Origin of the sequence: Streptomyces sp. NPDC058576 (assembly GCF_042718715.1) — a bacterium.
In the GTDB taxonomy this organism is placed as follows: Bacteria; Actinomycetota; Actinomycetes; order Streptomycetales; family Streptomycetaceae; genus Streptomyces.
In genome coordinates, this window is sequence record NZ_JBHXPF010000004.1 from 173598 (window position 1) to 196822 (window position 23225).

25 protein-coding genes are annotated in these 23225 nt (G+C 69.4%); 6 read left to right on the forward strand and 19 right to left on the reverse strand.

The window, feature by feature from the left end:
* Positions 1–68: 68 nt before the first annotated feature.
* Positions 69–593, forward strand: coding sequence for a hypothetical protein (locus ACFWRV_RS05040; RefSeq protein ID WP_384328394.1), 525 nt, complete (start codon positions 69–71; stop codon positions 591–593).
* Positions 594–602: 9 nt separating this feature from the next.
* On the opposite strand, the gene ACFWRV_RS05045 is transcribed toward ACFWRV_RS05040, so the two are convergent.
* Positions 603–1646 carry a hypothetical protein gene (locus ACFWRV_RS05045; RefSeq protein ID WP_384328397.1) on the reverse strand — a complete coding sequence of 348 codons (1044 nt, stop codon included), beginning with the start codon at positions 1644–1646 and terminating at the stop codon, positions 603–605.
* A gap of 428 nt (positions 1647–2074) precedes the next feature.
* On the opposite strand from ACFWRV_RS05045, the gene ACFWRV_RS05050 reads away from it, so the two are divergent.
* A complete protein-coding gene (locus ACFWRV_RS05050; RefSeq protein WP_384328399.1) occupies positions 2075–2473 on the forward strand; it encodes a VOC family protein in 399 nt (132 codons plus the stop codon).
* 57 nt (positions 2474–2530) lie between these two features.
* Here ACFWRV_RS05050 and ACFWRV_RS05055 read toward each other — a convergent pair whose 3' ends face one another.
* The gene (locus tag ACFWRV_RS05055) at positions 2531–3757 is read right to left on the reverse strand and encodes a serine hydrolase domain-containing protein (RefSeq protein WP_384328402.1); all 1227 of its coding nucleotides are present in this window, start codon (positions 3755–3757) and stop codon (positions 2531–2533) included.
* Positions 3758–3979: 222 nt separating this feature from the next.
* On the opposite strand from ACFWRV_RS05055, the gene coaA reads away from it, so the two are divergent.
* The 3 genes from coaA to ACFWRV_RS05070 all read left to right on the forward strand — a co-directional run bounded on the left by coaA (position 3980) and on the right by ACFWRV_RS05070 (position 7133).
* Positions 3980–4975, forward strand: a complete 996-nt coding sequence (coaA, locus tag ACFWRV_RS05060) for a type I pantothenate kinase (RefSeq protein WP_384328405.1) — start codon at positions 3980–3982, stop codon at positions 4973–4975.
* 26 nt (positions 4976–5001) lie between these two features.
* On the forward strand, positions 5002–5967 hold the full coding sequence (locus tag ACFWRV_RS05065; RefSeq protein ID WP_384328408.1) for a DUF389 domain-containing protein: 966 nt from the start codon (positions 5002–5004) through the stop codon (positions 5965–5967).
* A 62-nt stretch (positions 5968–6029) separates the two neighbouring features.
* Complete coding sequence (locus ACFWRV_RS05070) at positions 6030–7133, forward strand: PP2C family protein-serine/threonine phosphatase (protein WP_384328411.1); 1104 nt, start codon at positions 6030–6032, stop codon at positions 7131–7133.
* 193 nt (positions 7134–7326) lie between these two features.
* On the opposite strand, the gene glmM is transcribed toward ACFWRV_RS05070, so the two are convergent.
* The 4 genes from glmM to ACFWRV_RS05090 form a co-directional block, all read right to left on the reverse strand.
* The gene (gene glmM, locus ACFWRV_RS05075) at positions 7327–8685 is read right to left on the reverse strand and encodes a phosphoglucosamine mutase (protein ID WP_384328414.1); all 1359 of its coding nucleotides are present in this window, start codon (positions 8683–8685) and stop codon (positions 7327–7329) included.
* 309 nt (positions 8686–8994) lie between these two features.
* Positions 8995–9531 carry a 30S ribosomal protein S9 gene (rpsI, locus tag ACFWRV_RS05080; protein ID WP_096625078.1) on the reverse strand — a complete coding sequence of 179 codons (537 nt, stop codon included), beginning with the start codon at positions 9529–9531 and terminating at the stop codon, positions 8995–8997.
* A 44-nt stretch (positions 9532–9575) separates the two neighbouring features.
* Entirely contained in the window at positions 9576–10019 is a 444-nt protein-coding gene (gene rplM / locus ACFWRV_RS05085; protein WP_018960214.1) for a 50S ribosomal protein L13, read from the reverse strand.
* 484 nt (positions 10020–10503) lie between these two features.
* The gene (locus tag ACFWRV_RS05090) at positions 10504–12123 is read right to left on the reverse strand and encodes an ABC-F family ATP-binding cassette domain-containing protein (protein ID WP_384328419.1); all 1620 of its coding nucleotides are present in this window, start codon (positions 12121–12123) and stop codon (positions 10504–10506) included.
* Positions 12124–12190: 67 nt separating this feature from the next.
* Here ACFWRV_RS05090 and ACFWRV_RS05095 point away from each other — a divergent pair, with 67 nt between their 5' ends.
* Complete coding sequence (locus ACFWRV_RS05095) at positions 12191–13042, forward strand: hypothetical protein (protein WP_384328422.1); 852 nt, start codon at positions 12191–12193, stop codon at positions 13040–13042.
* Positions 13043–13134: 92 nt separating this feature from the next.
* On the opposite strand, the gene truA is transcribed toward ACFWRV_RS05095, so the two are convergent.
* From truA to rplO, 13 genes are all read right to left on the reverse strand, one after another.
* Positions 13135–13989 carry a tRNA pseudouridine(38-40) synthase TruA gene (gene truA, locus ACFWRV_RS05100; protein ID WP_384328425.1) on the reverse strand — a complete coding sequence of 285 codons (855 nt, stop codon included), beginning with the start codon at positions 13987–13989 and terminating at the stop codon, positions 13135–13137.
* A gap of 94 nt (positions 13990–14083) precedes the next feature.
* Complete coding sequence (gene rplQ, locus ACFWRV_RS05105; protein WP_030578028.1) at positions 14084–14587, reverse strand: 50S ribosomal protein L17; 504 nt, start codon at positions 14585–14587, stop codon at positions 14084–14086.
* A 205-nt stretch (positions 14588–14792) separates the two neighbouring features.
* The gene (locus tag ACFWRV_RS05110; RefSeq protein ID WP_003966937.1) at positions 14793–15815 is read right to left on the reverse strand and encodes a DNA-directed RNA polymerase subunit alpha; all 1023 of its coding nucleotides are present in this window, start codon (positions 15813–15815) and stop codon (positions 14793–14795) included.
* A gap of 138 nt (positions 15816–15953) precedes the next feature.
* Positions 15954–16358 carry a 30S ribosomal protein S11 gene (rpsK, locus tag ACFWRV_RS05115; protein ID WP_003956432.1) on the reverse strand — a complete coding sequence of 135 codons (405 nt, stop codon included), beginning with the start codon at positions 16356–16358 and terminating at the stop codon, positions 15954–15956.
* Between the two features lie 104 nt (positions 16359–16462).
* Positions 16463–16843 (reverse strand): 30S ribosomal protein S13, encoded by a 381-nt coding sequence (gene rpsM, locus ACFWRV_RS05120; RefSeq protein ID WP_003966938.1) that lies wholly within the window; start codon positions 16841–16843, stop codon positions 16463–16465.
* A 194-nt stretch (positions 16844–17037) separates the two neighbouring features.
* The gene (gene rpmJ / locus ACFWRV_RS05125; RefSeq protein ID WP_003956441.1) at positions 17038–17151 is read right to left on the reverse strand and encodes a 50S ribosomal protein L36; all 114 of its coding nucleotides are present in this window, start codon (positions 17149–17151) and stop codon (positions 17038–17040) included.
* A gap of 59 nt (positions 17152–17210) precedes the next feature.
* Positions 17211–17432 carry a translation initiation factor IF-1 gene (gene infA, locus ACFWRV_RS05130; protein ID WP_003956442.1) on the reverse strand — a complete coding sequence of 74 codons (222 nt, stop codon included), beginning with the start codon at positions 17430–17432 and terminating at the stop codon, positions 17211–17213.
* A gap of 182 nt (positions 17433–17614) precedes the next feature.
* Positions 17615–18451 carry a type I methionyl aminopeptidase gene (gene map, locus ACFWRV_RS05135; protein WP_384328596.1) on the reverse strand — a complete coding sequence of 279 codons (837 nt, stop codon included), beginning with the start codon at positions 18449–18451 and terminating at the stop codon, positions 17615–17617.
* A 95-nt stretch (positions 18452–18546) separates the two neighbouring features.
* The gene (locus tag ACFWRV_RS05140; RefSeq protein WP_384328429.1) at positions 18547–19692 is read right to left on the reverse strand and encodes a hypothetical protein; all 1146 of its coding nucleotides are present in this window, start codon (positions 19690–19692) and stop codon (positions 18547–18549) included.
* A 173-nt stretch (positions 19693–19865) separates the two neighbouring features.
* Complete coding sequence (locus ACFWRV_RS05145) at positions 19866–20243, reverse strand: hypothetical protein (protein WP_384328432.1); 378 nt, start codon at positions 20241–20243, stop codon at positions 19866–19868.
* A gap of 181 nt (positions 20244–20424) precedes the next feature.
* Positions 20425–21075 (reverse strand): adenylate kinase, encoded by a 651-nt coding sequence (locus tag ACFWRV_RS05150; protein ID WP_384328435.1) that lies wholly within the window; start codon positions 21073–21075, stop codon positions 20425–20427.
* Positions 21075–22388 (reverse strand): preprotein translocase subunit SecY, encoded by a 1314-nt coding sequence (secY, locus tag ACFWRV_RS05155; RefSeq protein ID WP_384328438.1) that lies wholly within the window; start codon positions 22386–22388, stop codon positions 21075–21077. The genes ACFWRV_RS05150 and secY overlap by 1 nt, the downstream gene beginning before the upstream one ends.
* Positions 22389–22769: 381 nt before the next feature.
* Positions 22770–23225 carry a 50S ribosomal protein L15 gene (rplO, locus tag ACFWRV_RS05160; RefSeq protein WP_003966942.1) on the reverse strand — a complete coding sequence of 152 codons (456 nt, stop codon included), beginning with the start codon at positions 23223–23225 and terminating at the stop codon, positions 22770–22772.

Consider the following 23225-nt stretch of genomic DNA (forward strand, 5'->3'; position numbering starts at 1 on the left):
GCGCATGCTTCGGAACGTCGGAAAGCACGCGATCCCGGCCTCCGGCCGGCGACTTTTGGGGAGTTTGCATGCGCCGCAACGTTCTCGGTGTTCTCGGCACGGCCTGTATGGCCGCACTGGCACTCGGCACGGTCCCGGCCACGGCGGCCACGCCCGCCCCCGCTCCGCACGGCTCCGGCTGGGAACCGGCCCCCTCGGCCCCCTGGGACGTCGCGGCGGGCGAGCGGTGCGCGTTCGCCGTCCACGGCGAGCCGATCGTGGACGAGGTCGTGCGCCGCGAACTGCCCCCGCCCGCCGAGGGGGTCACCCGGAGCGCCTACAAGGGCGACCTCGTGATCCGGGTGACGAACAAGGAGACCGGGGCCCATTACGACGCCGACGTGAGCGGCACCGCACTGGTCGACGTGTACGCATCCGGGGCCCAGTTCTGGCGAGTGCTCGGCCCGGTCCTGGTCGGCGTGGGCGAGGGCAACCTCCCCCGGGGCCTGTACGTCGTCGACGGCGCGTACACGCTCGACATCAGCCCCACCGGAGCCAAGAGGGTGGCCGGTCCGGCGGCCAGGACGGACAGCATCTGCGACCGGATCAGCTGATTCACGGATTCACGCGCCGATCAGGCAGGGCCCCTCGGCGTACGCGTGTACGTCCCCGCACTCCCCGCAGCACCCCGGCACGGACGACCGGAAGGCCCGGTCGCAGTCGTCGCAGTTCTGGAGCGGGACGACGGGCACGGCGGCGGGCAGCGGCGGCGGGAGGAGCGCGATGAGCCGGTGCCGCAGCAGCTTGGCCGGGTGCCGGAGGGGAACGGGCGGATCATCGGTGAGCGCCGCCCGTACGGCATCCGGCCGCGCCCCGCGCTCCAGCCAGGCGGCGACCCCCGGCACGAGAGCCCGCGCGTCCTCCTCGGAGAGGAGGAACAGCGGCGCGGCGCGCGGGAGCCCGGCGAGCAGGGCGGCCGCCGCCGCGTACAGGGCCTCGGTGGGCCGTCGAGGGACGGGCAGCGGCAGGCGCGACTTACGGGGCGCGGTGGGCGACGGCAGAAGGCGAGGACCGGGGACGGCTTCCGCCGGGACGGGGACGGGCGCGGGGACGGGCGCGGTGACGGGCTCCGGCACGGGGACCGGCTCCGGCACGGGTACACGTGCCGGCACCGGCGCGGGCATGGGGACCGGCTCCGACACGGAGACGCGTACGGGCTCCGGTACCGGTACGGGCCCTGGCGCGGGCTCGCGTACGGGCTCCGGCGCGGGCACGACCGTGGCCACAGGCGCACGCCCCCGCCCCGCCACGGCACCCCGCGCCGCCGCCTCCGGGTGGTTGTACGACTCCGTACGCGTGACCAGCCGCCCGCCTCCGACGCGCTCCCGGGTGCGGCGCAGGAACCCGTGCCGCTCCAACTCCCGCAGCGCGGCGGCGATACGGGCCTCGCTCTCCGGGAAGAGCGCGGCGAGCACCTTGATGCCGACGCGCCGTCCGTCGGGCAGCGACTGGATGTGGGTGCCGAGGCCGATCGCCAGCAGGGAGAGACCTCGGTGCTGGGCGAGCCGGTTGGAGATGATCGTGTAGCCGTCGGTGAGCCGGATGTTGATGTGTACGACACCGGAGGACGGGGCGCGCGAGGGCGCGCTAATCTGCTGGGTATCCATCGGGAAGTCTCCTGCTTCCTCGGTGGTCAGGCCTTCGGTCGGGATGCCAGTCCCGGCCGGGGGCCGTCTCATGCCTGAGTGGTGGTCAGTGTGAGCATATGCCCGCCAACAGGTCATAAATCCAGCTCGGTTGGCACACTTCACCCATGTGAGTGATCGCGGGCCCGCCGGAGCTGACCGGGACCCGCAGAGGTCCACGCAGGGGGTCGGGTGGGGTTATTTCCCCAGTGATGAAAGACGGGTACTTAAAAGCATTTACGTCGTGGGTCACCGGGTCGCGGTGGACCGCGACCCGGTGACCCACGCTCCCCGTGCCCTCTCCGCGCCCTCTCCCGCCCCACCGCGTCGCGAGCGTCACGACCCGGTGGGCGCAACCTCCGCCCGGACAGGTCTGGGCGGCTCGCACCGCATCCTTGGAGGCCTGAGCCATGCCCGTACAGCCGATCGTCCGCGTCAAGGACTTCGATCACCTCGTCCTCAACGTCGGGGACGTGGAGCGGGCCCTTGAGTTCTACTGCGGGCCGCTCGGCCTGGAGCCCGTCCGGGTCGAGGAGTGGCGGGAGGGGAAGGTGCCGTTCCCCTCGGTCCGGGTCAGCCAGACCACGATCATCGACCTGCTCGACCGGCCGCGCGGCGAGTCGAACGTGGACCACATCTGCCTCGTCGTCGACCCGCTCGACTGGCAGGAGGTCATCGACTCCGGGGTGTTCACGGTGAAGGAGGGCCCGGTTCCCCGCTTCGGGGCCCGGGGCTCTGCCACGTCGGTCTACGTACGCGACCCGGACGGCAACACGGTCGAGCTGCGCTGGTATCCCCAGGACGCGTAGCGGCGCGCGGGGGCCGCATCCGGAACGGACGGGCGGTGAAGCGTCTCGCGGGACGCCTCATCGCCGCCCGTGAACCTTCCCTCCACTGCCCCGTGAGAGCGCCGTCTCGACGGCAGCCTGGAGGTCGTCGCTCTGGGCATCCGAGCCCCCCGGGCCGAGATTCACCATGGCCGTGGCCTGTTTGCCGTCGAACGTCGCGCCGGCGGCCGTCTCGTATCCGATGAAGTCCCCGGTGTGGCCCCAGTAACGCCCGCCGCGGGGCAGCGGCCTGCTCTCCAGGCCGAGGCCGTACCGCCGGCCGTCCGAGCCGCCGGTCGAGCGGGTCCTCGTCATCTCCCCGAGCTGGGCCGGGTGCAGCAGCTCGCCGCCCAGAAGCGCCTTCAGGAACCGGTTGACATCGCTGCCGCTGGAGATCATCCCCCCGGCCGCGCCTCCGACGGAGGGGTTGACCGCGGTGATGTCCAGGAGCGGCGCGTCAGCGCCCGGTCGCACATAGCCGCGCGGATGCGGTCCGGAAATCGTGGGGTCGTCGCCCGGGACGGACGTCCCGGACAGGCTCAGCGGCTCGATGACGCGCCGCTCGATCTCCTCTCCGTAGGTGTTGCCGGTCACTCGCTCGATGATCATCCCGACGAGCAGGTAACCCGTGTTGGAGTAGCTCCAGCCCTCGCCCGGACCGAACTCCGGCGGCTGGGCGAGCGCGATGTTCACCAGGTCGAGAGGATCGCGATGGGCCAGAGGATTCTCGACGATCTCCAGCAGGTCGAAGTGGTCCAGGAAATCGGGCAGGCCGCTGGTGTGCTGGAGCAGTTGGCGCACGGTGATCGTCCGCCCGTCGTTGCCGTGCCCGCGGACGACTCCGGGAAGGTAGCGCTCCACCGGTGCGTCCAGCTGGACGCGCCGTTCTCCCACCAGCTGCAACAGGACCGTCGCTGTGAACGTCTTGGTCATGCTGCCGATCCGGAATCTGCTGTCCCGGTGCACCGGAGTCCGGCTCGTGACGTCCGCGACACCATCGGCGAGCACGGTGCGGCCGCGCCGGTCCCGCGTCTCGACGAGGGCTCCGGGACCGCCGTCGACGGTCGTGAGCCGGTGCAGGAGCCCCCGCAGCCGGGTGTCGGAGTCGGTGGCGGCGTTCGAGGGAGCGCGAGCGGTGACGCGAGCGGAGGCCGCTACCGCGGCGGGAGTGCGCTCGGCAGCGGCGACCGGTAACGCGGCTGCCGCGATGCCGAGGGCTACGGTCAGAGTGAGCGCTCCGTGGAACGCCCGCTTGCGTGTGCTCATGCTGCCCGTCCTTGGTCGTCCTTCGTGGCTGTCCGCAATCAGGATGCCCACCGGGTGCGTACAGGAGCGATGGGGTGCTCACCCGGACCCGCACGGGGGCTACCCCCCTCACGTCGTGCTCCGGCACAGCCTGTGCCGGCCGTGAACGGCCTCGGCCCCGCCCCGACACCCACGTGACCGACCCCACCCCCCACTCCGTTAAAACTCCCGCAACAATGAAGGGTGATCACTTCGCCCGCACGGAGCCCCCACCGTCGCACCGAGCACGCGCCGACCCCGTACGTCGACCTCTCGCGCGACGAGTGGAGCGCGCTGCGGGACAAGACCCCGCTGCCGCTGACCGCCGACGAGGTGGAGCGGCTGCGGGGGCTCGGGGACGTCATCGACCTGGACGAGGTGCGGGACGTCTATCTGCCGCTCTCCCGGCTCCTCAACCTGTACGTCCAGGCCACCTCCGGGCTGCGCGGCGCGCTGAACACCTTCCTCGGGGACGCCGGCAACGGGCACGGGGCGCAGCGCGGCACCCCGTTCGTCATAGGGGTCGCGGGCAGTGTCGCCGTCGGCAAGTCCACCAGCGCCCGTATCCTCCAGGCGCTGCTGGCCCGCTGGCCCGAGCACCCGCGGGTCGAGCTGGTGACCACGGACGGGTTCCTGCTGCCGATGAAGGAACTCCAGGCGCGCGGGCTGACCTCGCGCAAAGGGTTCCCGGAGTCCTACGACCGGCGCGCCCTGACCCGGTTCGTCGCCGACATCAAGGCGGGCAAGGACGAGGTGACCGCCCCCGTCTACTCGCACCTGATCTACGACATCGTCCCCGGCGAACGGCTCACCGTGCGCCGCCCGGACATCCTCATCGTCGAGGGCCTCAACGTCCTCCAGCCCGCGCTGCCCGGCAGCGACGGCCGCACCAGGGTCGGGCTCGCCGACTACTTCGACTTCAGCGTGTACGTGGACGCGCGCGCCGAGGACATCGAGACCTGGTATCTGAACCGCTTCCGCAAACTGCGCGCCACGGCGTTCCAGGACCCGTCCTCGTACTTCCGCAAGTACACCCAGGTCTCCGAGGAGGAGGCGCTGGACTACGCGCGCACCATGTGGCGGACCATCAACAAGCCGAATCTGCTGGAGAACGTCGCTCCGACGCGCGGCCGTGCCACCCTGGTGCTCCGCAAGGGGCCGGACCACAAGGTCCAGAAGCTGTCCCTGCGCAAGCTCTGACCCCTCAGCCCGGGAGGGCGTGCCGCGTGCTGCACCTGCGTCTGATCGTGCCCGCCGAGACCACCGACCAGGTCGTCACCCTGCTGGAGTCCACCGTCGGCACGGCCCATCTGGTGGTCCTGCCGGGCGCCGCCCGTTCCCCGGCGGGGGATGTGGTGATGTGCGACGTGGCGCGGGAGGCCGGGGACGAGCTGATCCGTGCGCTGCGCCGGCTCGGCATCGACAAGTCCGGGTCGATCACCATGGAGAACCAGGAGCTCACGCTGTCCGCGCACGCGGACCGGGCGGAGCACGAGGCGCCGGGCGAGGGCGCGGACGCGGTGCTGTGGGAGGAGCTGACGGAAGCCACCCACGAAGAGTCGACGTTCACCATCACCTACGTGTCCTTCCTCGCCGTCGCCACGATGCTCGCGGCCTGTGGCGTGATGCTCGACAACGCCATCCTGATCGTGGGCGCGATGGCCGTCGGGCCGGAGTTCGGTCCGCTGGCCGGAGTCTCCACAGCGCTGGTCCAGCGCGCACCGCGCCTGGTGGCGCGTTCGCTCTGGGCCCTGATCGGCGGTTTCGTCATCGCCATGGTGATGACGGCGGGCTTCGCCTGGCTGATGGACGCCTTCGGGCTCTTCAACCGGGACATGATCGACGCGGACCGGCCCAACACCGCGTTCATCTGGAAGCCGGACTGGATGTCGTTCGTCGTGGCGTTCCTGGCGGGCATCGCCGGGACGCTCTCCCTCACCTCGGCGAAGTCCGGGGCCCTGATCGGCGTGGCGATCTCCGTGACGACCGTCCCGGCCGCCGCCAACGCGGCCGTCGCGTTCAGCTACTCCGACTACCAGCAGACGGTCGGCTCGGGCCAGCAGCTCCTCGCCAACCTCGGCGGGATCGTCCTGGCGGGCACTCTGACGCTGCTGCTCCAGAAGGGCCTGTGGAAGATCAGCCGCGCACGGAAGCCCCCGGCGAGCACTCCAGGGGCCTCCGTACGGACGTGAGCCACCGGCCGGCCCCCTCGGCAGCCGGTGCGAACCGGGCAAGGGCGGTGTAGAGAGTAGACATGTCGCAGCGCCCAGAAGAACCCCGCCCTCGGTGGGCGCTGGTCGCCATCCCGATCATGTGGATCGTCGCGGTGTCCGTGATCGACATCCTCGCCCCGCCCGACATCCATCTCGGTCCGCTGCTCGTCGCGGCCCCGGCGATCACGCCGTCGTTCGGCGGGCCCAGGACCGTGGGACTGGTCGCCGCACTGGCGGTCGTCGCGCAGACCCTCATCGGGGTCATCCGCGATCCCGATGAACTGCTCTCCGCCAACCACGAGGCGCAGATCATCGCCCTGATCCTGGTCGGCGTGAGCCTGGTGGTCTTCTGCGTGGTGCGGGAGCGTCGCGCGACGGAGCTGACACAGGTCCGGTACGTCTCCGAAGCCGCCCAGCGCGTGGTCCTGCCCCCGCTGCCCCGGAGACTCGGCCCCCTGCGCGCCTCCGCCCTCTACCTCGCCGCGGAGGCGGAGGCCCGGATCGGCGGCGACCTGTACGCGGCGGCGCGCACCACCTCCGGCACCCGGCTGATCGTCGGCGACGTCCGGGGCAAGGGGCTGGGCGCGGTCAACGACGCCGCCCTGCTGCTCGGAGCGTTCCGGGTCGCCGCGCACCGCCAGGCGGGCCTGGGCGAGCTGGTGACCTACCTCGACCGCAGCGTGTGCTGGGACCTGATGGAACCGGGCGAGACGGGCCGCTTCGGGGAAACGTTCATCACCGCCACCATCATGGACATCCCCGACCGGAACGGCCCGGTCCAGATGATCTCCTGCGGACACCCGCCTCCGGTCGTCCTGCGCGACGGCCGGCCGACGACCATGCACGCCAGGCACCCGGCGCCCCCGCTCGGCCTGGGCGAACTGGCGCATCCCCGCTACGACGTCGCCAGCTTCGCGTTCGAGCCGGGAGACCTCCTGCTGCTGTACACGGACGGGGTCACCGAGGCCCGCGACGCCACCGGCGCCTTCTACCCGCTCACCGACCGCATCACCGGCTGGAGCGAGCGCGATCCCGACGCCTTCCTCCACCGCTTCCGGCGCGACCTGCTGCGCCACGTCGGTGGACACCTGAACGACGACGCCGCCATGATCGTCGTGGAACGCCCCGCCCTGCCTCGGGAGTGATCCCACCCGCCTCGGGCACCCCACGCGAAAGCCCCCGGCGACCGTGCCGGGGGCTTCCGTGAGCGCGTGCCCAGTCGGCCCGCTGCCCGGGCGCCGGGCCCGCGGTCCGTGACCCGCACGCCGGGTCCGGGGTCCCTGGCCCGCACGCCGGGCCCGGGGTCCCCGACCCGCACGCCGGGCCGAACGTGACGGCTCAGCCCAGTGCGGACTTCACCACATCGGCCAGCCGGCCCGCGACGGCCCGCGCCTGCTCGATGTCGGCGGCCTCGACCATGACCCGCACCAGCGGCTCCGTGCCCGACTGGCGCAGCAGTACGCGACCGGTCTCGCCGAGCTCGCTCTCCGCCTCGACGACCGCGGCGGCCAGCTCGGCCGAGGTGTTCACCCGGGTCTTGTCGACGTCGGGGACGTTGATGAGGACCTGGGGCAGGCGCTGCATGACCCCGGCCAGGTCGGCGAGGCTCCGGCCGGTGGCGGCGACGCGGGCGGCCAGCATCAGGCCGGTCAGCGTGCCGTCGCCGGTCGTGGCGTGGTCCAGGACGATGACGTGCCCGGACTGCTCGCCGCCCAGCGCGAACCCCTCGGCCTTCATCGACTCCAGGACGTAACGGTCGCCGACCGCCGTCTGGACGAGCTGGATGCCCTCGCGCTCCATGGCGATCTTGAAGCCGAGGTTCGACATGACGGTGCCGACGACGGTCTCCTTGCGCAGCTGCCCGGCCTCCCGCATGGCGAGGGCCAGCACCGCGAGGATCTGGTCGCCGTCGACCTCCTCGCCCGCCGCGTCCACGGCGAGGCAGCGGTCGGCGTCGCCGTCGTGCGCGATGCCGAGGTCGGCCCCGTGCTCGACGACGGCGGCGCGCAGCAGCTCCAGGTGGGTGGAGCCGCAGCCCTCGTTGATGTTCAGGCCGTCCGGGTCGGCCCCGATGGTGACGACCTGGGCGCCGGCGCGCGCGAACGCGGCGGGCGAGACCCGGGCGGCGGCGCCGTGCGCCTCGTCCAGGACGACCTTCAGGCCGTCGAGCCGGTTGGGGAGGACGCCGACGAGGTGGGCGACGTACCGGTCGAATCCCTCGGTGTAGTCGGTGACCCGGCCGACGCCCGCGCCGGTGGGACGGTTCCACGGCTCACCGGTGCGGTGCTGGTCGTAGACCGTCTCGATGCGGTCCTCCAGCTCGTCGGCCAGCTTGTGACCGCCGCGCGCGAAGAACTTGATGCCGTTGTCGGGCATCGCGTTGTGGCTGGCGGAGAGCATCACGCCGAGGTCGGCGTCGAGCACCCCGGTGAGGTGGGCGACCGCGGGCGTCGGCAGAACGCCGACGCGCAGCACGTCCACTCCGGCGCTGGCCAGGCCCGCCACGACGGCGGCCTCCAGGAACTCTCCGGAGGCCCGCGGATCACGTCCGACCACGGCGGTCGGGCGATGGCCCGCGAAGGTGCCTGCCTCGGCGAGTACGTGCGCCGCCGCGACCGAGAGGCCGAGCGCGAGCTCGGCCGTCAGATCGGCGTTGGCGACACCCCGCACTCCGTCCGTACCGAAGAGTCGTCCCACTGGTGTCCTCCGAAGTGCTCCGAAACCGCAAACCACTACTGCACAGCAAACGAACTGAGAAACCAAACAACGAAAACAACGAAAGCGATGAAAGCAACGCAAAAATGCAAAAGGGCACACCGGGCGGCATGGCGACCGACTGTCCCCGTACCCGTCCCGCGAGATGTGCGACGGCGTCCACCGGGCCGCGATCCCGTCCGGGCCGATGAACGTCTTATGCCGTTATACGCCCGCGAGCGCCGATAAACGAACGCCCCGGCAGCACGGAGTGTGCCGCCGGGGCGAACGTGACAGTCGAGCAGGCGATGTTTAGCGCTTGCTGTACTGCGGGGCCTTACGGGCCTTCTTGAGACCGGCCTTCTTGCGCTCGACCGCACGGTCGTCGCGGGAGAGGAAGCCGGCCTTCTTCAGCGTGGCGCGGTTGTTGTCCACGTCCGCCTCGTTCAGCGCGCGGGCCACGCCGAGGCGCAGGGCGCCGGCCTGACCGGAGACGCCGCCACCCGAGATGCGGGCGATGACGTCGTAGCGGCCGTCGAGCTCGAGCACCTTGAAGGGCTCGTTGACTTCCTGCTGGTGCACCTTGTTGGGGAAGTAGTCCTCAAGGGTGCGACCGTTGATCTTCCACTTGCCGGTGCCCGGAACGATCCGGACGCGGGCGATGGCGTTCTTGCGACGGCCAAGGCCGGCCGCGGGCTGCGGGTCGCCGAAGCGGCCGGCGAGCGACTCGGAGGTGTACTCACCCTCGACGGGGACCTCGGACTCGAAGGTGGTCACCTCGGCGAAGGTCTCTTCGCCCTCGGTGCCCACCGTGTCGTCGGTGGTCGTCTCAACAGTGGTCTCGGCCACGATTCTCCTCAGATCTTTCTGTATGTCTTAGGGGGTGGCCGGAACTACTGCGCGACCTGGGTGATCTCGAACGGGACCGGCTGCTGAGCAGCGTGCGGGTGCTGGTCGCCCGCGTAGACCTTGAGCTTCGAGAGCATCTGACGGCCCAGGGTGTTCTTGGGGATCATGCCCTTGATGGCCTTCTCGACGGCCTTCTCGGGGTTCTTCGAGAGGAGCTCGTCGTAGCGCACCGAACGGAGACCGCCCGGGAAGCCCGAGTGGCGGTACGCCATCTTCTGGGTCTTCTTGTTGCCGGACAGGTGCACCTTGTCGGCGTTGATGATGATGACGAAGTCGCCCATGTCCATGTGGGGGGCGTAGATCGCCTTGTGCTTGCCTCGGAGGAGGTTCGCCGCCGTGGTGGCCAGACGACCCAGGACGATGTCCTGAGCGTCAATGATGTGCCACTGGCGAGTGACATCGCCGGGCTTGGGGCTGTACGTACGCACTTCGTAGCCTTCGCTTCTTAGTGGATGAGGTCCAGACAACACATGGCACCCCTGAAGCGATCATGCAGCTGGGGCTCACACTGCCGGGACGCTGCCCGTATGCGAGCCACTGGTAACTGCTCCAGAGAACCTACGTAAGGGCCCTGAGCGCCATGACGACGCGGCCGATACGCATAACAAAGGGGAAGCCTACCGGCGACCCCCCACACGGGTCAAAACGCCCCGGGCGCGGTCAGCCCCGCTTGCGAGACGACCTTCGGGCCCCGTGGGCGCTTGAGGCGGTCCGTCCAGCCCCGCCGCACCACCCCAGCCCCGCCGGCGTTTGAGGCGACCTTCCCAGCCCCGCCGGCGTTTGAGGCGGTCCGTTCAGCCCCGCCGGCGTTTGAGGCGCGGGGGCCCGGGGGCAGCGCCCCCGCAACGACGCCGCACGGCACCAAGCACCCGCACCCAGACCGCCCCACCCCCCGCCGCCGACCGCCCAAGGTCACCGCTCCCGCTGAACCCTCCGCTCATCCCACACCGGCTCCCCCGTCTCCCGCACCACCCCGTCCGACCCGAAGACCAGATACCGGTCGAAGGACTTCGCGAACCACCGGTCGTGCGTGACGGCCATCACCGTCCCGTCGTACACCTCAAGCCCGTCCTGCAACGCCTCCGCCGACTCCAGGTCCAGGTTGTCCGTCGGCTCGTCCAGCAGCAGCGCCGTCGTGCCGGCCAGCTCCAGCAGCAGGATCTGGAACCGCGCCTGCTGCCCGCCGGAGAGCCGCTCGAACGCCTGGTCCCCCTGCCGCTCCAGCTCGTACCGCCGCAGCACCCCCATCGCCCCGCCCCGGTCCTTCGCGTGCTGGGACCAGAGGATCTCCACCAGCGTCTTCCCGAGCAGCTCGGGATGCGCATGGGTCTGGGCGAAGTGCCCGGGCACGACTCGCGCCCCGAGCTTCCACTCCCCCGTGTGCGCCACCGGCTCCCCCGCCAGCAGCCGCAGGAAGTGCGACTTGCCCGACCCGTTGGAGCCGAGGACCGCGACCCGTTCGCCGTAGAAGATCTCCAGGTCGAACGGTTTCATCAGCCCGGTCAGCTCCAGGCCCTTGCAGGTCACCGCCCGCACACCGGTCCGCCCGCCGCGCAGCCGCATCGTGATGTCCTGCTCGCGCGGCGGCTCCGGCGGCGGTCCCGCCTCCTCGAACTTCTTGAAGCGCGTCTGCATCGCGTGGTAGCGGTTGGCCATGTCGGGACTGTTCGCCGCCTGCTGCCGCATCCGCAGGACGAGCGCCTTCAGCCGTGCGTGCTCCTCCTGCCAGCGCCGCAGCAGCTCCTCGAACCGGGCGAACCGCTCCTTGCGCGCGTCGTGGTACGTGGCGAAGCCGCCGCCGTGCACCCACACGTCGCTGCCCGCCGGACTCGGCTCGACGCTGACGATCTTCTCCGCGGCCCGGGACAGCAGTTCCCGGTCGTGGGAGACGAAGAGGACCGTCTTACGGGTCTCCTTCAGCTTCCCCTCCAGCCACCGCTTGCCCGGCACGTCCAGGTAGTTGTCCGGCTCGTCGAGCAGCAGGACCTCGTCGGGCCCGCGCAGCAGCGCCTCCAGGACCAGCCGCTTCTGCTCGCCACCGCTGAGCGTGCGCACCTCGCGCCACTGCGCCTTCTCGTACGGGACGCCCAGCGCGGCCATGGTGCACATGTCCCAGACCGTCTCGGCCTCGTACCCGCGCGCCTCCGCCCAGTCGCTCAGCGCCTGCGCGTACGCCATCTGCGCGGCCTCGTCGTCAACGGTGAGAATGCGTTCCTCGGCCGCGTCGACGGCCTTCGCGGCCTCCCTGATCCTCGGCTGCGACACCGAAACCAGCAGGTCCCGCACGGTCCGCTCGTCCCGCACCGACCCCACGAACTGCGGCATCACACCGAGGCCGCCGCTCACCGAGACCGTGCCGCCGTGCGGCTGGAGCTCCCCCGCCAGCAGCCGCAGCAACGTCGTCTTCCCCGCCCCGTTCGCCCCGACGAGCGCGACGACGGCCCCGTCGGCCACCCGGAACGAGGCATCGCCGAGCAGCACCCGCCCGTCCGGTAGGTAGTACTCCAGGTGGCCCGCTTCGAGATGTCCCATACAGAGCATTGTCACGGTCCGCGAACTCCTGGCCCAACCGGTTTACGTCACCCCCTAAACTGCGCCCATGAGCTTTGGGCAAGGGGGGGCCTCCTGGGGGCCCGGGGGCGACGGGACTCCGGACTGGGCGGCGCTGGCGGACGAGTCCGCGGCGCGCACCCGCCGGAAGAGAATGCTGATGATCGGCGGCGGCGCACTGGCCACCGTGGCGATCGGCGCGATCGTGACCACCGCCGTGGTCACGTCGAACGGTGGTGGCAACGGCAAGGCCGACAAGAACGCGAGCCAACTCCCCGCCCCGGCAGACCTCCCCGAGGACACCTCCGGGCCCGCGCCCTCCTTCTCCTCGGTCGCGCCGCCGCCCCCGCCGGACCCCAAGGAGTACATATCCAGCGCCGAGAAGGACAAGGCGCCGATCACCGTCGACGGGTTCTTCCCCGGCAAGAAGCTCACCATGGGCGACCGTGTCCACCTCAAGGGCGCGACGAGCAGCTCCGCGAAGTGTGCGACGGGCACCCAGGGCGCCCTCGGCTCGGTCCTCACGAACAACGGATGCACGCAGCTCATCCGGGCCACCTACCGCAAGGACGGGGTGGCCATCACGGTCGGCGTCGCCGTCTTCGACACCGAGGCCCGCGCGAAGAAGACCGTCGACCAGGCATCGGGCGGTCTCGCCTCGCTCAGCGGCGGAGGCGTCGACACCTTCTGCCGTGGCGGCACGGTCTGCCTGCGCACCTACAACTCCTACGGCCGTTACGCCTACTTCACCGTCGGCGGCTTTCTGAACGGCCAGCGGGTCACCGCCGCCGACAAGAACGTCTACGCGGTCAACAAGGACCTGACGAACTTCACGTTCCGCCAGATCCACGGCCGGGGCCAGCTCCAGGCCTCGCAGGCCGCCGCCGACCCCAACGGCTGACCGGTGACCGGACTCCCGCGCAGCCACCCGGGAGTTCGGGACCGGCGGCGGCAACCGGCAGCGCAACCCACCAACCGCCGCACGCAGCCCGATCAGCAGCAGCCCACCCCCGGCAACGTCCGCACGTTCCGGGCCTCTTCGGCCCGGGACGCCAGCAAGTCGTCCGCCGGGTAGGCCACTTCCTCCAGCGTCAGCCCGTGCGGGCGCACCACGTGCACGCCGGGGTCGCGCACCTTTGCGGCGAGCACCTCGGCGGGCCAGGAGGCCGGACGTCGCCCGTCCCCCACGAACAGGGCCGCCCCGATCAGCGCCCGCACCATGTTGTGGCAGAACGCGTCCGCCTGCACGGTCGCGGTGAGCACACCGGAATCCTCGTCCCGTACCCAGCTCAGCTTCTGGAGGGTACGGATGGTCGTCGCACCCTCGCGCTTCTTGCAGTACGCGGCGAAGTCGTGCTCGCCCACCATCAACGCGGCCGCCTCGTTCATCGCGTCCACGTCCAACGGCCGGTCGTGCCACAGCACATGACCCCGGGTCAGCGGGTCCACCCCGCCGGGCCGGTCGCCGACGCGGTAGGCGTACCGGCGCCACAGCGCGGAGAACCGGGCGTTGAACCCCGCCGCGGCGGGGGCCGCGCGCCAGATCCGTACGTCCAACGGCAGCCGGCCCGCCAGCCGGCGCAGCAGCTTCTCCTCGTGCTCGGCCCACACCGCCTCCGGCAGGTCCACATGGGCGACCTGACCGCGCGCGTGCACCCCGGCGTCCGTACGGCCCGCCACCGTCAGGTCGTACGTCACCGCCGAGCGGGTCACGGTCCGCAGCGCGTCCTCGATCTCCCCCTGCACCGTCCGCCGGCTGGTCTGCTTCGCCCAGCCGGAGAAGTCCTTGCCGTCGTAGGACAGGTCCAGCCGCACCCGTACGAAACCGGGCTCCGCCTCGTCACTCACCGCGTCTTCCTCTCCACTGCCCCTGGTCAGCAGAACGGGCCCGCACCGCCCCGAAGGGTGATGCGGGCCCGTCCCGTGGTCCGTCTCAGAACGCTCAGGCGTCCTTGGACTCAGCGTCGTCGGCCGGCTTGGCGTCCTCGACGGACTCGGCCGCGGGGGCCTCGTCCTTCTTGAGGGCGTCTTCCTTGACCGCACGCTTCGTCGCGGCCTCGGCCTCACCGGTGGCCTGCTGGGCCACGGTCAGCGCCTCGACCAGCTCGATGACCGCCATCGGGGCGTTGTCGCCACGACGGTTGCCGATCTTGGTGATACGGGTGTAACCACCGGGGCGGTTCTCGTACCGGGGAGCGATCTCGGTGAAGAGCGTGTGGACGACGCTCTTGTCCGTGATCGTCTGGAGCACCAGGCGACGGTTGTGGATGTCGCCCTTCTTCGCCTTGGTGACGAGGCGCTCGGCGACCGGACGCAGGCGGCGGGCCTTGGCCTCGGTCGTCGTGATGCGGCCGTGCTCGAACAGCGACTTCGCCAGGTTGGCGAGGAGCAGACGCTCGTGCGCGGCGCTGCCGCCCAGACGGGCACCCTTTGCGGGACGCGGCATGGTGATTCTCCTTGTGTGCTGCACCGGCCGTATCAGGTACCGGTGTCAGTTCCCGCGAAGCGGACGCCTCACGGAAGTCATACGTGCCGGCCGGGGCTGGGAATCCGGCATCAGCCACACTCCAGCCCGCCCGGCGATTGAGGACGAAGCCTCAGCCCCGGCCCGGGGCGCCCTCGAAACCGGGCACTCCCAGCCGGGAGGCGACTCAGTACTGCTCGGTCTCCACGAAACCGGCGTCCGCGTCGTCGTCGGCGCCGAAGGCGTCGGCGGCGGCGGTCGGGTCGAAGCCGGGAGGCGAGTCCTTCAGCGCGAGGCCCATACCGGCCAGCTTCGCCTTGACCTCGTCGATCGACTTGGCGCCGAAGTTGCGGATGTCGAGCAGGTCCGCCTCGGAACGGGCCACGAGCTCACCCACGGAGTGGATGCCCTCGCGCTTGAGGCAGTTGTACGAACGGACCGTGAGCTCCAGCTCCTCGATCGGCAGAGCCAGATCGGCGGCGAGAGCGGCGTCCGTCGGGGACGGGCCCATGTCGATGCCCTCGGCGTCGATGTTGAGCTCGCGCGCCAGACCGAACAGCTCGACCAGGGTCTTACCGGCCGACGCCATGGCGTCACGGGGACGCATGGCCTGCTTGGTCTCGACGTCGACGATCAGCTTGTCGAAGTCGGTGCGCTGCTCGACACGGGTCGCCTCGACCTTGTACGTGACCTTGAGCACCGGCGAGTAGATGGAGTCGACCGGGATGCGGCCGATCTCCTGGCCGACCTGCTTGTTCTGGACGGCGGAGACGTAGCCGCGACCGCGCTCGACGGTCAGCTCCATCTCCAGCTTGCCCTTGCCGTTGAGCGTGGCGAGAACGAGGTCGGGGTTGTGCACCTCGACACCGGCCGGTGGCGCGATGTCGGCGGCGGTGACCAGACCCGGGCCCTGCTTGCGCAGGTACATCACGACGGGCTCGTCGTGCTCCGAGGAGACGACCAGCTGCTTGATGTTGAGGATGAGGTCGGTCACGTCCTCCTTGACGCCCGGCACGGTGGTGAACTCGTGCAGGACCCCGTCGATCCGGATGCTGGTGACAGCGGCACCGGGGATCGAGGAGAGGAGGGTGCGGCGGAGGGAGTTGCCGAGGGTGTAACCGAAGCCCGGCTCCAGCGGCTCGATCACGAACCGGGAGCGGAACTCGTCGACGACCTCTTCGGTCAGCGACGGACGCTGAGCGATAAGCATGCGGTGATCCTTCAGTCGTGGGCACCCACTATTTGATGCCCGACAGATGAGACAAGGGTACGGGCGGTACGCCCCGAATGAGGCGTACCGCCCGGACCTGAACGCTACTGACGCGCGGCCGTCACCGGCCGCGACGCATCAGACGCGGCGACGCTTCGGCGGACGGCAGCCGTTGTGCGGCGTCGGGGTGACGTCCTGGATCGAACCGACCTCCAGGCCGGTGGCCTGGAGCGAGCGGATCGCGGTCTCACGGCCGGAGCCGGGACCCTTGACGAAGACGTCGACCTTGCGCATGCCGTGCTCCTGCGCGCGGCGGGCGGCCGACTCGGCGGCCATCTGCGCGGCGAAGGGGGTGGACTTGCGCGAGCCCTTGAAGCCGACGTGGCCGGCGGAGGCCCAGGAGATCACGTTGCCCGAGGGGTCCGTGATCGAGACGATGGTGTTGTTGAACGTGCTCTTGATGTGCGCGTGGCCGTGAGCGACGTTCTTCTTTTCCTTGCGACGCACCTTCTTGGCTGCGCCCTGACGACCCTTGGGGGGCATGTCTTGACTCCAGATGGAGAGGGGAGGTGATCGGTCCTACAGCGAAGACCGCTGGTTGCTGCGGGTTCCGGAGAACCGGAGGTCCGCAGTGCGTCCGCTGAGGACTACTTCTTGCCCGGCTTCTTCTTACCAGCGATGGCGCGACGCGGGCCCTTGCGGGTACGCGCGTTCGTGCTGGTGCGCTGACCGTGGACGGGCAGGCCACGACGGTGGCGGATGCCCTGGTAGCAGCCGATCTCGACCTTGCGGCGGATGTTCGCCTGGACCTCACGGCGGAGGTCACCCTCGGTGCGGAGGTTGGCGTCCACGTGCTCGCGGATCTTGACGAGGTCTTCCTCGGCCAGGTCACGAACGCGGGTGTTCGGGTTCACGCCGGTGGAGGCGAGGATCTCCTTGGACCGGGTGCGCCCGATACCGAAGACGTAGGTGAGGGCAACCTCCACGCGCTTTTCGCGCGGGATGTCAACACCTGAAACGCGTGCCATTCAATGGCTCCAGTTGTTATTTCGGGGGTCTTCCGCAGGGCCACTCCCGACCGCCGACCGCTCACAAGGAGCAGTGGTACGCCCGGGTCTCCGGCCCCCGCCGGAGGTGTCGTCAGCCGTGGCTTGGACGGGCTCTGCGTATGTACGTATTACGTGCGTCGCGCGAAGAACTGCGAGATGCAGGCGGTCGTGCGTCAGCCCTGGCGCTGCTTGTGGCGCAGGTTGTCGCAGATGACCATGACCCGACCGTGACGGCGGATCACCTTGCACTTGTCGCAGATCTTCTTGACGCTCGGCTTGACCTTCATGGGATGTCAGGTTCTCCGGGTCAGTGCCATCACCCGCCGAAACGGGGTGCCGGCAAGATCTACTTGTAGCGGTAGACGATCCGGCCACGCGTCAGGTCGTACGGAGAGAGCTCCACCACGACCCGGTCATCCGGGAGGATACGGATGTAGTGCATCCGCATCTTGCCGCTGATGTGCGCCAGGACCTTGTGACCGTTCTGGAGCTCCACCTTGAACATTGCGTTCGGGAGGGACTCGATCACGGTGCCCTCAATCTCGATGGCACCTTGCTTCTTGGCCACGCTTCGCCTTTCGAATCGGCTACCTTGATCGGCTCCCGTGATCTTGTGCCGTACATGCGCTTGCATGCAGACACACGGATGCACCAGAGCCGACGCGTCAGTCTACGTCAGCGGACCCCAAAAGACGAATCCGTCAAGTTTGCCCACCCGGGATGATCCTTAGACCTCCCGGAAGGGTCACATCACCCGAGAGGGTCGGGAGCGGCTTCGATCCCGTACTCCGCGAGCTTCGCCTTCCCGCAGTCCGGGGCGGTCAGGACCAGCGGGCCCTGCTCGGTCAGCGCGATCGAGTGCTCCCAGTGCGAGGACCAGGTGCCGTCCGTCGTGATGACCGTCCAGTCGTCGCCGAGGGTCTCCGTCCGCGCCGTGCCGAGGGAGACCATGGGCTCGATCGCCAGGCAGACGCCCGGGACCAGCTTGATGCCCTTGCCGCGCTTGCGGGAGACGTAGTTCAGCAGGTGCGGGTCCATGTGCATCTCGGTGCCGATGCCGTGGCCGCCGAAGTCCTCGATGATCCCGTACTTGCCGGTGGCCGGGCGGGGCTGGCGGCGGATGTAGGACTCGATCGACCGCGAGACGTCGACGAGGCGGTTGTTCACCTTCATCGCGGCGATCCCGGCCCACATCGACTCCTCGGTCACCCGGGAGAGCTCGACCAGCTCCGGAGCGTGACCGGTGCCCACGAAGGCGGTGTAGGCCGCGTCACCGTGCCAGCCGTCGACGATGGCGCCGGCGTCGATGGAGATGATGTCGCCGTCCTTGAGGACCGTCTTCTCGTCCGGGATGCCGTGGACGACGACCTCGTTGACCGAGGTGCAGATGGTCGCGGGGAACCCGCCGTACCCGAGGAAGTTCGACTTCGCGCCGTGGTCGGCGATCACCTTGCGGGCGACCTGGTCCAAGTCGTGCGTGGTGGCCCCGGGGACGGCCGCCTCACGGGTGGCGGCGTGAATGGCAGCGACCACCAGGCCCGCCTCGCGCATCTTCGCGATCTGCTCGGGGGTCTTGATCTGCACCATCAGCTCTGCCTTCTCACGTGTGCGCATCCGTTTTCGTGCACCACAACAGTACGGCCCCGGGCGCCGTCGCGGGCACACGGTCGGGCAGGTCCCGGTCAGCGCCGGGTGAGTATCGGGTTCCAGCGACCCTGGTCGCGGAGCTTCTCCGACCGGAAGCCGGAGAGCGGAGTGGCCTTGCCGTCCAGTCCGACCAGGAGCAGCTGGTTCCGGAACTCACCCCGTCCGGGGCTGCAGCGCCGGGGATCGCATCGCCAGGCGATGACGTGGCTGTTGTCCGCCCAGGCGAGCAGTTGCTGGCCGGGAACGACCGCATGCCGCTCACCGGTCCTGGCATTCCGTATCTCGGAGACGATCCGGTCGCCCTCCCCCACGAAGTCGCCGGTCATCAGGTTCCCGTCGGGAGACAGGGCCGCGCCCGGGTATGACGCGGGCGTCCCCGGATCCGGGGCTGCGCTCTTCTTGCCGGTGAGGTCGTAGTAGGTCTTGCCCTCGGCGCTGTTGTCGGGTTCCCAGACCGATTGCCCGTCCGAGCTCCAGTGAAAGTCCTGACGCCCGCCGGCGGGGCCGCCCTGCTCGGCGGCCTCGGCCGGCCGGTCGCCGAAGGCGGTGGTGGTGCCGGCGGCCACATCGATCACGTAGAAGCCGGTGCGACTCGGCCTCGGCCCCGGCACGGTCCTGCCGTTCAGCCGGTAGGAGGCCTCCTTGAACAGCCCGTCCGGGTTGAGGCGGTAGGCGGTCGCCAGCAGGTGCTTCCCGTTCGGCGAAAACTCCACACCACCGACACCACTGTCGACCTTGATCCAGCGTTGTATCTTGCCGGTGGCCAGATCCAGCAGCCCTACTCGGCTGACGGGCAGATCACGCTCGAGCACGGCAGCGGTCCGCATTCCCGGGGCGACATCCAGCCAGGCCCAGCCGGTCTTCCCGTACCGCTCCGTGGTCGTGTCGAGCAGCCGCCACTCGTAGGTACCGACCGCGTCCCCGTCCGGCTGTTCCACGAGCTTCCTCGTGAAGTACGCGGAGACCGCGACACCCCCCGCCGCGATCAGCTCTCGCGGTGGCGACTGCTCCGGATGCGCCGCCACGCCCGTGGCATCGGGCACGCGCACGGGCTGGTCCTGCTCTTCGCCTCCCCGCAGGACCAGCGGCACCGCGATCGCCACGGCCACCGCCACGGCGACGGCAGCCACCACGAGACGACGCGCCTTCGGCGCCGCGCGGCCGGGCTGGTCAGGAGCCATGCTCTCGTACCTCCACAAGGTAGACGGGCGGCGCAGGGACCCGCGGCCGCGGAACAACGAAAAGGGGCCGCTCCCGTCGCACCGGAGCAGCCCCTGCGCACGTGATCTCAACCCACGAGCAGGTGAAGCATCAAGACTGATTCATGGGTGGAGAGCGAACGTATCCGTGCGGATTACTCGTTGAACCACTCCGACACGTACTGCCCGCCGCCACCGTTCCACGAGACCCGCATCTGGTAGCTGGAGAGGTTGCCGATGTTCTCGGGCTCCTTCTCACATGCGGCGTCGCCGCCATCATTGAGGGCCCACAGCTTCGACGTGACACCAGCGGAGGTGGTGACCCACAGAGCCCCGGTCACGCCGTGCCCGTCGGCCTTCTTGTCACAGACCTGGAACACGTCGCCGTCGTCGAAGAAGTGCATGTAGCCGCGTCCGGACGGCAGGTTGACCCTCTTGTCACTGGCCGCCTGGGCCGAGGGACTCATCCCGACGATCATGGCGGCGGACGCGCCGACGACCATGGCCGCGCGAGCGAACTTTGACTTGATCATGAACTGCTCCCCGTTGTTGCACTCAGACATTCGTCCACCTCACCGGCACCCGCCGGTGAAGACCAGGTGAACACTAGTTCGGGCCCGAGGAGGGCGTCTAGATCAATTTGCGCCACCGGAAACACGACAAAGCTGCCCCGGCGCAGCCGGGACAGCTTCATCGTCTTGCCTGCGAACCCTGTCAGGTCGTCGGCAGCGCCTCCATGGCGCGGGCGGTCACGTCCGCGACCTTGCCCAGCGCGGAGATGGTCACCACCAGGCCCTGGGCCCGGTAGTAGTCGATGATCGGCTCGGTCTGCGTGTGGTAGACCTCCAGCCGGGTACGGACCGTCTCCTCGCTGTCGTCGTCCCGCTGGTACAGCTCGCCGCCGCAGGCGTCGCAGACGCCTTCGGCCTTCGGCGGGTTGTACGTCACGTGGAAGACGTGCGCGCTGTTGTTGCGGCAGACGCGGCGCCCCGCGATCCGCTTCACGACCTCGTCCTCGGGGACCTCCAGATCGAGGACCGCGTCCAGCTTCACGCCCTCGTCCTTGAGCATCACGTCAAGGGCTTCGGCCTGGCCCACGTTCCGCGGGAAGCCGTCCAGCAGGAAGCCGCCCACGGCGTCCGACTGGGCCATGCGGTCCTTGGCCATCCCGATGGTGACCTCGTCCGGCACCAGCTGGCCTGCGTCCATGTAGGCGCGGGCCTGCTTGCCAAGGTCGGTGCCCTGGCTGATGTTGGCGCGGAAGAGGTCGCCCGTGGCGATGTGCGGAATCGACAGGTTTTGGGCAAGGTACGCAGCCTGCGTTCCCTTGCCGGCACCCGGAGGCCCGACGAGGACGATTCGCATCAGCGGAGGAACCCTTCGTAATTGCGCTGCTGGAGCTGACTCTCGATCTGCTTCACGGTTTCCAGACCGACACCCACGATGATGAGGATGCTCGTCCCGCCGAACGGGAAGTTCGCGTTCGCACCGCCGAAGCCCGCCAACGCCATCGTTGGCACAAGAGCGATCAGGGCCAGGTACAGCGAGCCTGGCCAAGTGATCCTGTTGAGCACGTAGCTCAGGTACTCGGCAGTAGGTCGACCTGCGCGGATACCCGGGATGAAGCCACCATACTTCTTCATGTTGTCGGCGACCTCGTCGGGGTTGAACGAGATGGCCACATAGAAGAAGGCGAAGAAGACGATCAGCAGGAAGTACGCCACCATGTAGTACGGCTCGTTCTGCTCCACGAAGTTGTCCGTGATCCAGGTCGCCCAACCCGCCTTGGAGTTGGAGAACTGCACGATCAGCGCGGGGATGTAGAGCAGCGACGAGGCGAAGATGACCGGGATCACACCGGCCTGGTTCACCTTCAGCGGGATGTACGTCGAGGTGCCGCCGTAGGACCGGCGTCCGATCATGCGCTTCGCGTACTGCACCGGGATGCGGCGCTGGGCCTGCTCGACGAAGACGACGAGGCCGACCATCACGAAGCCGATGAGGATGACGGTGCCGAACTCGATCCAGCCGTCGGCCAGCTTGCCGCTCTCCTTGATGGCCCACAGGGCGCCGGGGAACGTGGCGGCGATCGAGATGAACATCAGGATCGACATGCCGTTGCCGATGCCGCGGTCGGTGATGAGCTCACCGAGCCACATGACGGCGGCCGTACCGGCGGTCATCGTGACGACCATGATGATCGTGGTGAAGACCGACTTGTCCGCGACGATCTGGTCGCCCACGGAGCAGTTCTGGAAGAGCGCACCGCTGCGGGCGGTGGCGACGAGGCCGGTGCCCTGGAGGACGGCCAGCGCGACCGTCAGATAACGCGTGTACTGCGTGATCTTCGCCGTGCCGGACTGCCCCTCCTTCTTCAGGGCTTCCAGGCGCGGGATCACCACGGTCAGCAGCTGCAGAATGATGCTGGCCGTGATGTACGGCATGATGCCGAGCGCGAAGATGGTGATCTGCAACAGGGCGCCACCGCTGAACATCTGCATCAGACCGAGGAGGCCACCCGAGTCGGCCTGGTCGATGCACTGCTGCACCTTCGTGTAGTCGACGCCAGGGGCCGGGATGTGGGCCCCGAGCCGGTAGATCACGATGATGCCGAGCGTGAAGAGCAGCTTCTTGCGCAGGTCGGGCGTCTGGAACGCTCGGGCGAACGCGGTGAACACGGTGCCTCCTGCGACCCCCGCGCTATGCGTCAGAGGCGACGGGTCTGGATGGGACTGGATGGGATCGGATACAAGGCAGCCCTACATCGTAAGGAGGCCACAAAAGATTAACGGCGCCACCCTACCCGGCCCGGGACTGAGCAGGAAACACGCGCCGCACGCCGGTGCACCGCCCGCCTCCCGGCCCATGCCGCGAAAGACCGGCCAAGCCGCACCATTTGGGACGTGAACGCCCCTCCGCTCCCCCACCGCCGGTGCGGTGGACACCCGTTCAACCTTTCCCGAGCCTTTACGGTTCCCGTACAGCGCCCCAAACACGAAAAAAGCCCGGCCGGCCACCTCCGAGGAGGCAGCCGGCCAGGCTCAGTTCTGTCCCGTGGCTCAGACGAGCTCGGTGACCGTACCGCCGGCGGCGGTGATCTTCTCCTTGGCGGAGCCGGAGACGGCGTCAACCGAAACCTGCAGCGCCACGGAGATCTCGCCCTGTCCGAGGACCTTGACGAGGTGGTTGTTGCGCACAGCGCCCTTGGCGACCAGGTCGGCCACCGTGACCTCTCCACCCTCGGGGTAGAGCGTCGCGAGCTTGTCCAGGTTCACGACCTGGTACTCCGTGCGGAACGGGTTCTTGAAGCCCTTGAGCTTCGGGAGACGCATGTGGAGGGGCATCTGGCCACCCTCGAAGCGCTCCGGAACCTGGTAACGAGCCTTCGTACCCTTGGTACCACGGCCTGCGGTCTTACCCTTGGACGCCTCACCACGACCCACACGGGTCTTGGCGGTCTTGGCGCCCGGGGCAGGCCGGAGGTTGTGGGCCTTCAGCGGGCTGTTCTCCGCCAT

Excerpts from the sequence above, each read along its gene's own strand:
- ACFWRV_RS05040 (WP_384328394.1), top strand. The coding sequence starts at position 69 with ATGCGCCGCAACGTTCTCGGTGTTCTCGGCACGGCCTGTATGGCCGCA.
- ACFWRV_RS05045 (WP_384328397.1), bottom strand. The coding sequence starts at position 1,646 with ATGGATACCCAGCAGATTAGCGCGCCCTCGCGCGCCCCGTCCTCCGGT.
- ACFWRV_RS05050 (WP_384328399.1), top strand. The coding sequence starts at position 2,075 with ATGCCCGTACAGCCGATCGTCCGCGTCAAGGACTTCGATCACCTCGTC.
- ACFWRV_RS05055 (WP_384328402.1), bottom strand. The coding sequence starts at position 3,757 with ATGAGCACACGCAAGCGGGCGTTCCACGGAGCGCTCACTCTGACCGTA.
- ACFWRV_RS05070 (WP_384328411.1), top strand. The coding sequence starts at position 6,030 with ATGTCGCAGCGCCCAGAAGAACCCCGCCCTCGGTGGGCGCTGGTCGCC.
- ACFWRV_RS05090 (WP_384328419.1), bottom strand. The coding sequence starts at position 12,123 with ATGGGACATCTCGAAGCGGGCCACCTGGAGTACTACCTACCGGACGGG.
- ACFWRV_RS05095 (WP_384328422.1), top strand. The coding sequence starts at position 12,191 with ATGAGCTTTGGGCAAGGGGGGGCCTCCTGGGGGCCCGGGGGCGACGGG.
- rplQ (WP_030578028.1), bottom strand. The coding sequence starts at position 14,587 with ATGCCGCGTCCCGCAAAGGGTGCCCGTCTGGGCGGCAGCGCCGCGCAC.
- ACFWRV_RS05110 (WP_003966937.1), bottom strand. The coding sequence starts at position 15,815 with ATGCTTATCGCTCAGCGTCCGTCGCTGACCGAAGAGGTCGTCGACGAG.
- rpsK (WP_003956432.1), bottom strand. The coding sequence starts at position 16,358 with ATGCCCCCCAAGGGTCGTCAGGGCGCAGCCAAGAAGGTGCGTCGCAAG.
- rpsM (WP_003966938.1), bottom strand. The coding sequence starts at position 16,843 with ATGGCACGCGTTTCAGGTGTTGACATCCCGCGCGAAAAGCGCGTGGAG.
- rpmJ (WP_003956441.1), bottom strand. The coding sequence starts at position 17,151 with ATGAAGGTCAAGCCGAGCGTCAAGAAGATCTGCGACAAGTGCAAGGTG.
- map (WP_384328596.1), bottom strand. The coding sequence starts at position 18,451 with ATGGTGCAGATCAAGACCCCCGAGCAGATCGCGAAGATGCGCGAGGCG.
- ACFWRV_RS05140 (WP_384328429.1), bottom strand. The coding sequence starts at position 19,692 with ATGGCTCCTGACCAGCCCGGCCGCGCGGCGCCGAAGGCGCGTCGTCTC.
- ACFWRV_RS05145 (WP_384328432.1), bottom strand. The coding sequence starts at position 20,243 with ATGATCAAGTCAAAGTTCGCTCGCGCGGCCATGGTCGTCGGCGCGTCC.
- ACFWRV_RS05150 (WP_384328435.1), bottom strand. The coding sequence starts at position 21,075 with ATGCGAATCGTCCTCGTCGGGCCTCCGGGTGCCGGCAAGGGAACGCAG.
- rplO (WP_003966942.1), bottom strand. The coding sequence starts at position 23,225 with ATGGCGGAGAACAGCCCGCTGAAGGCCCACAACCTCCGGCCTGCCCCG.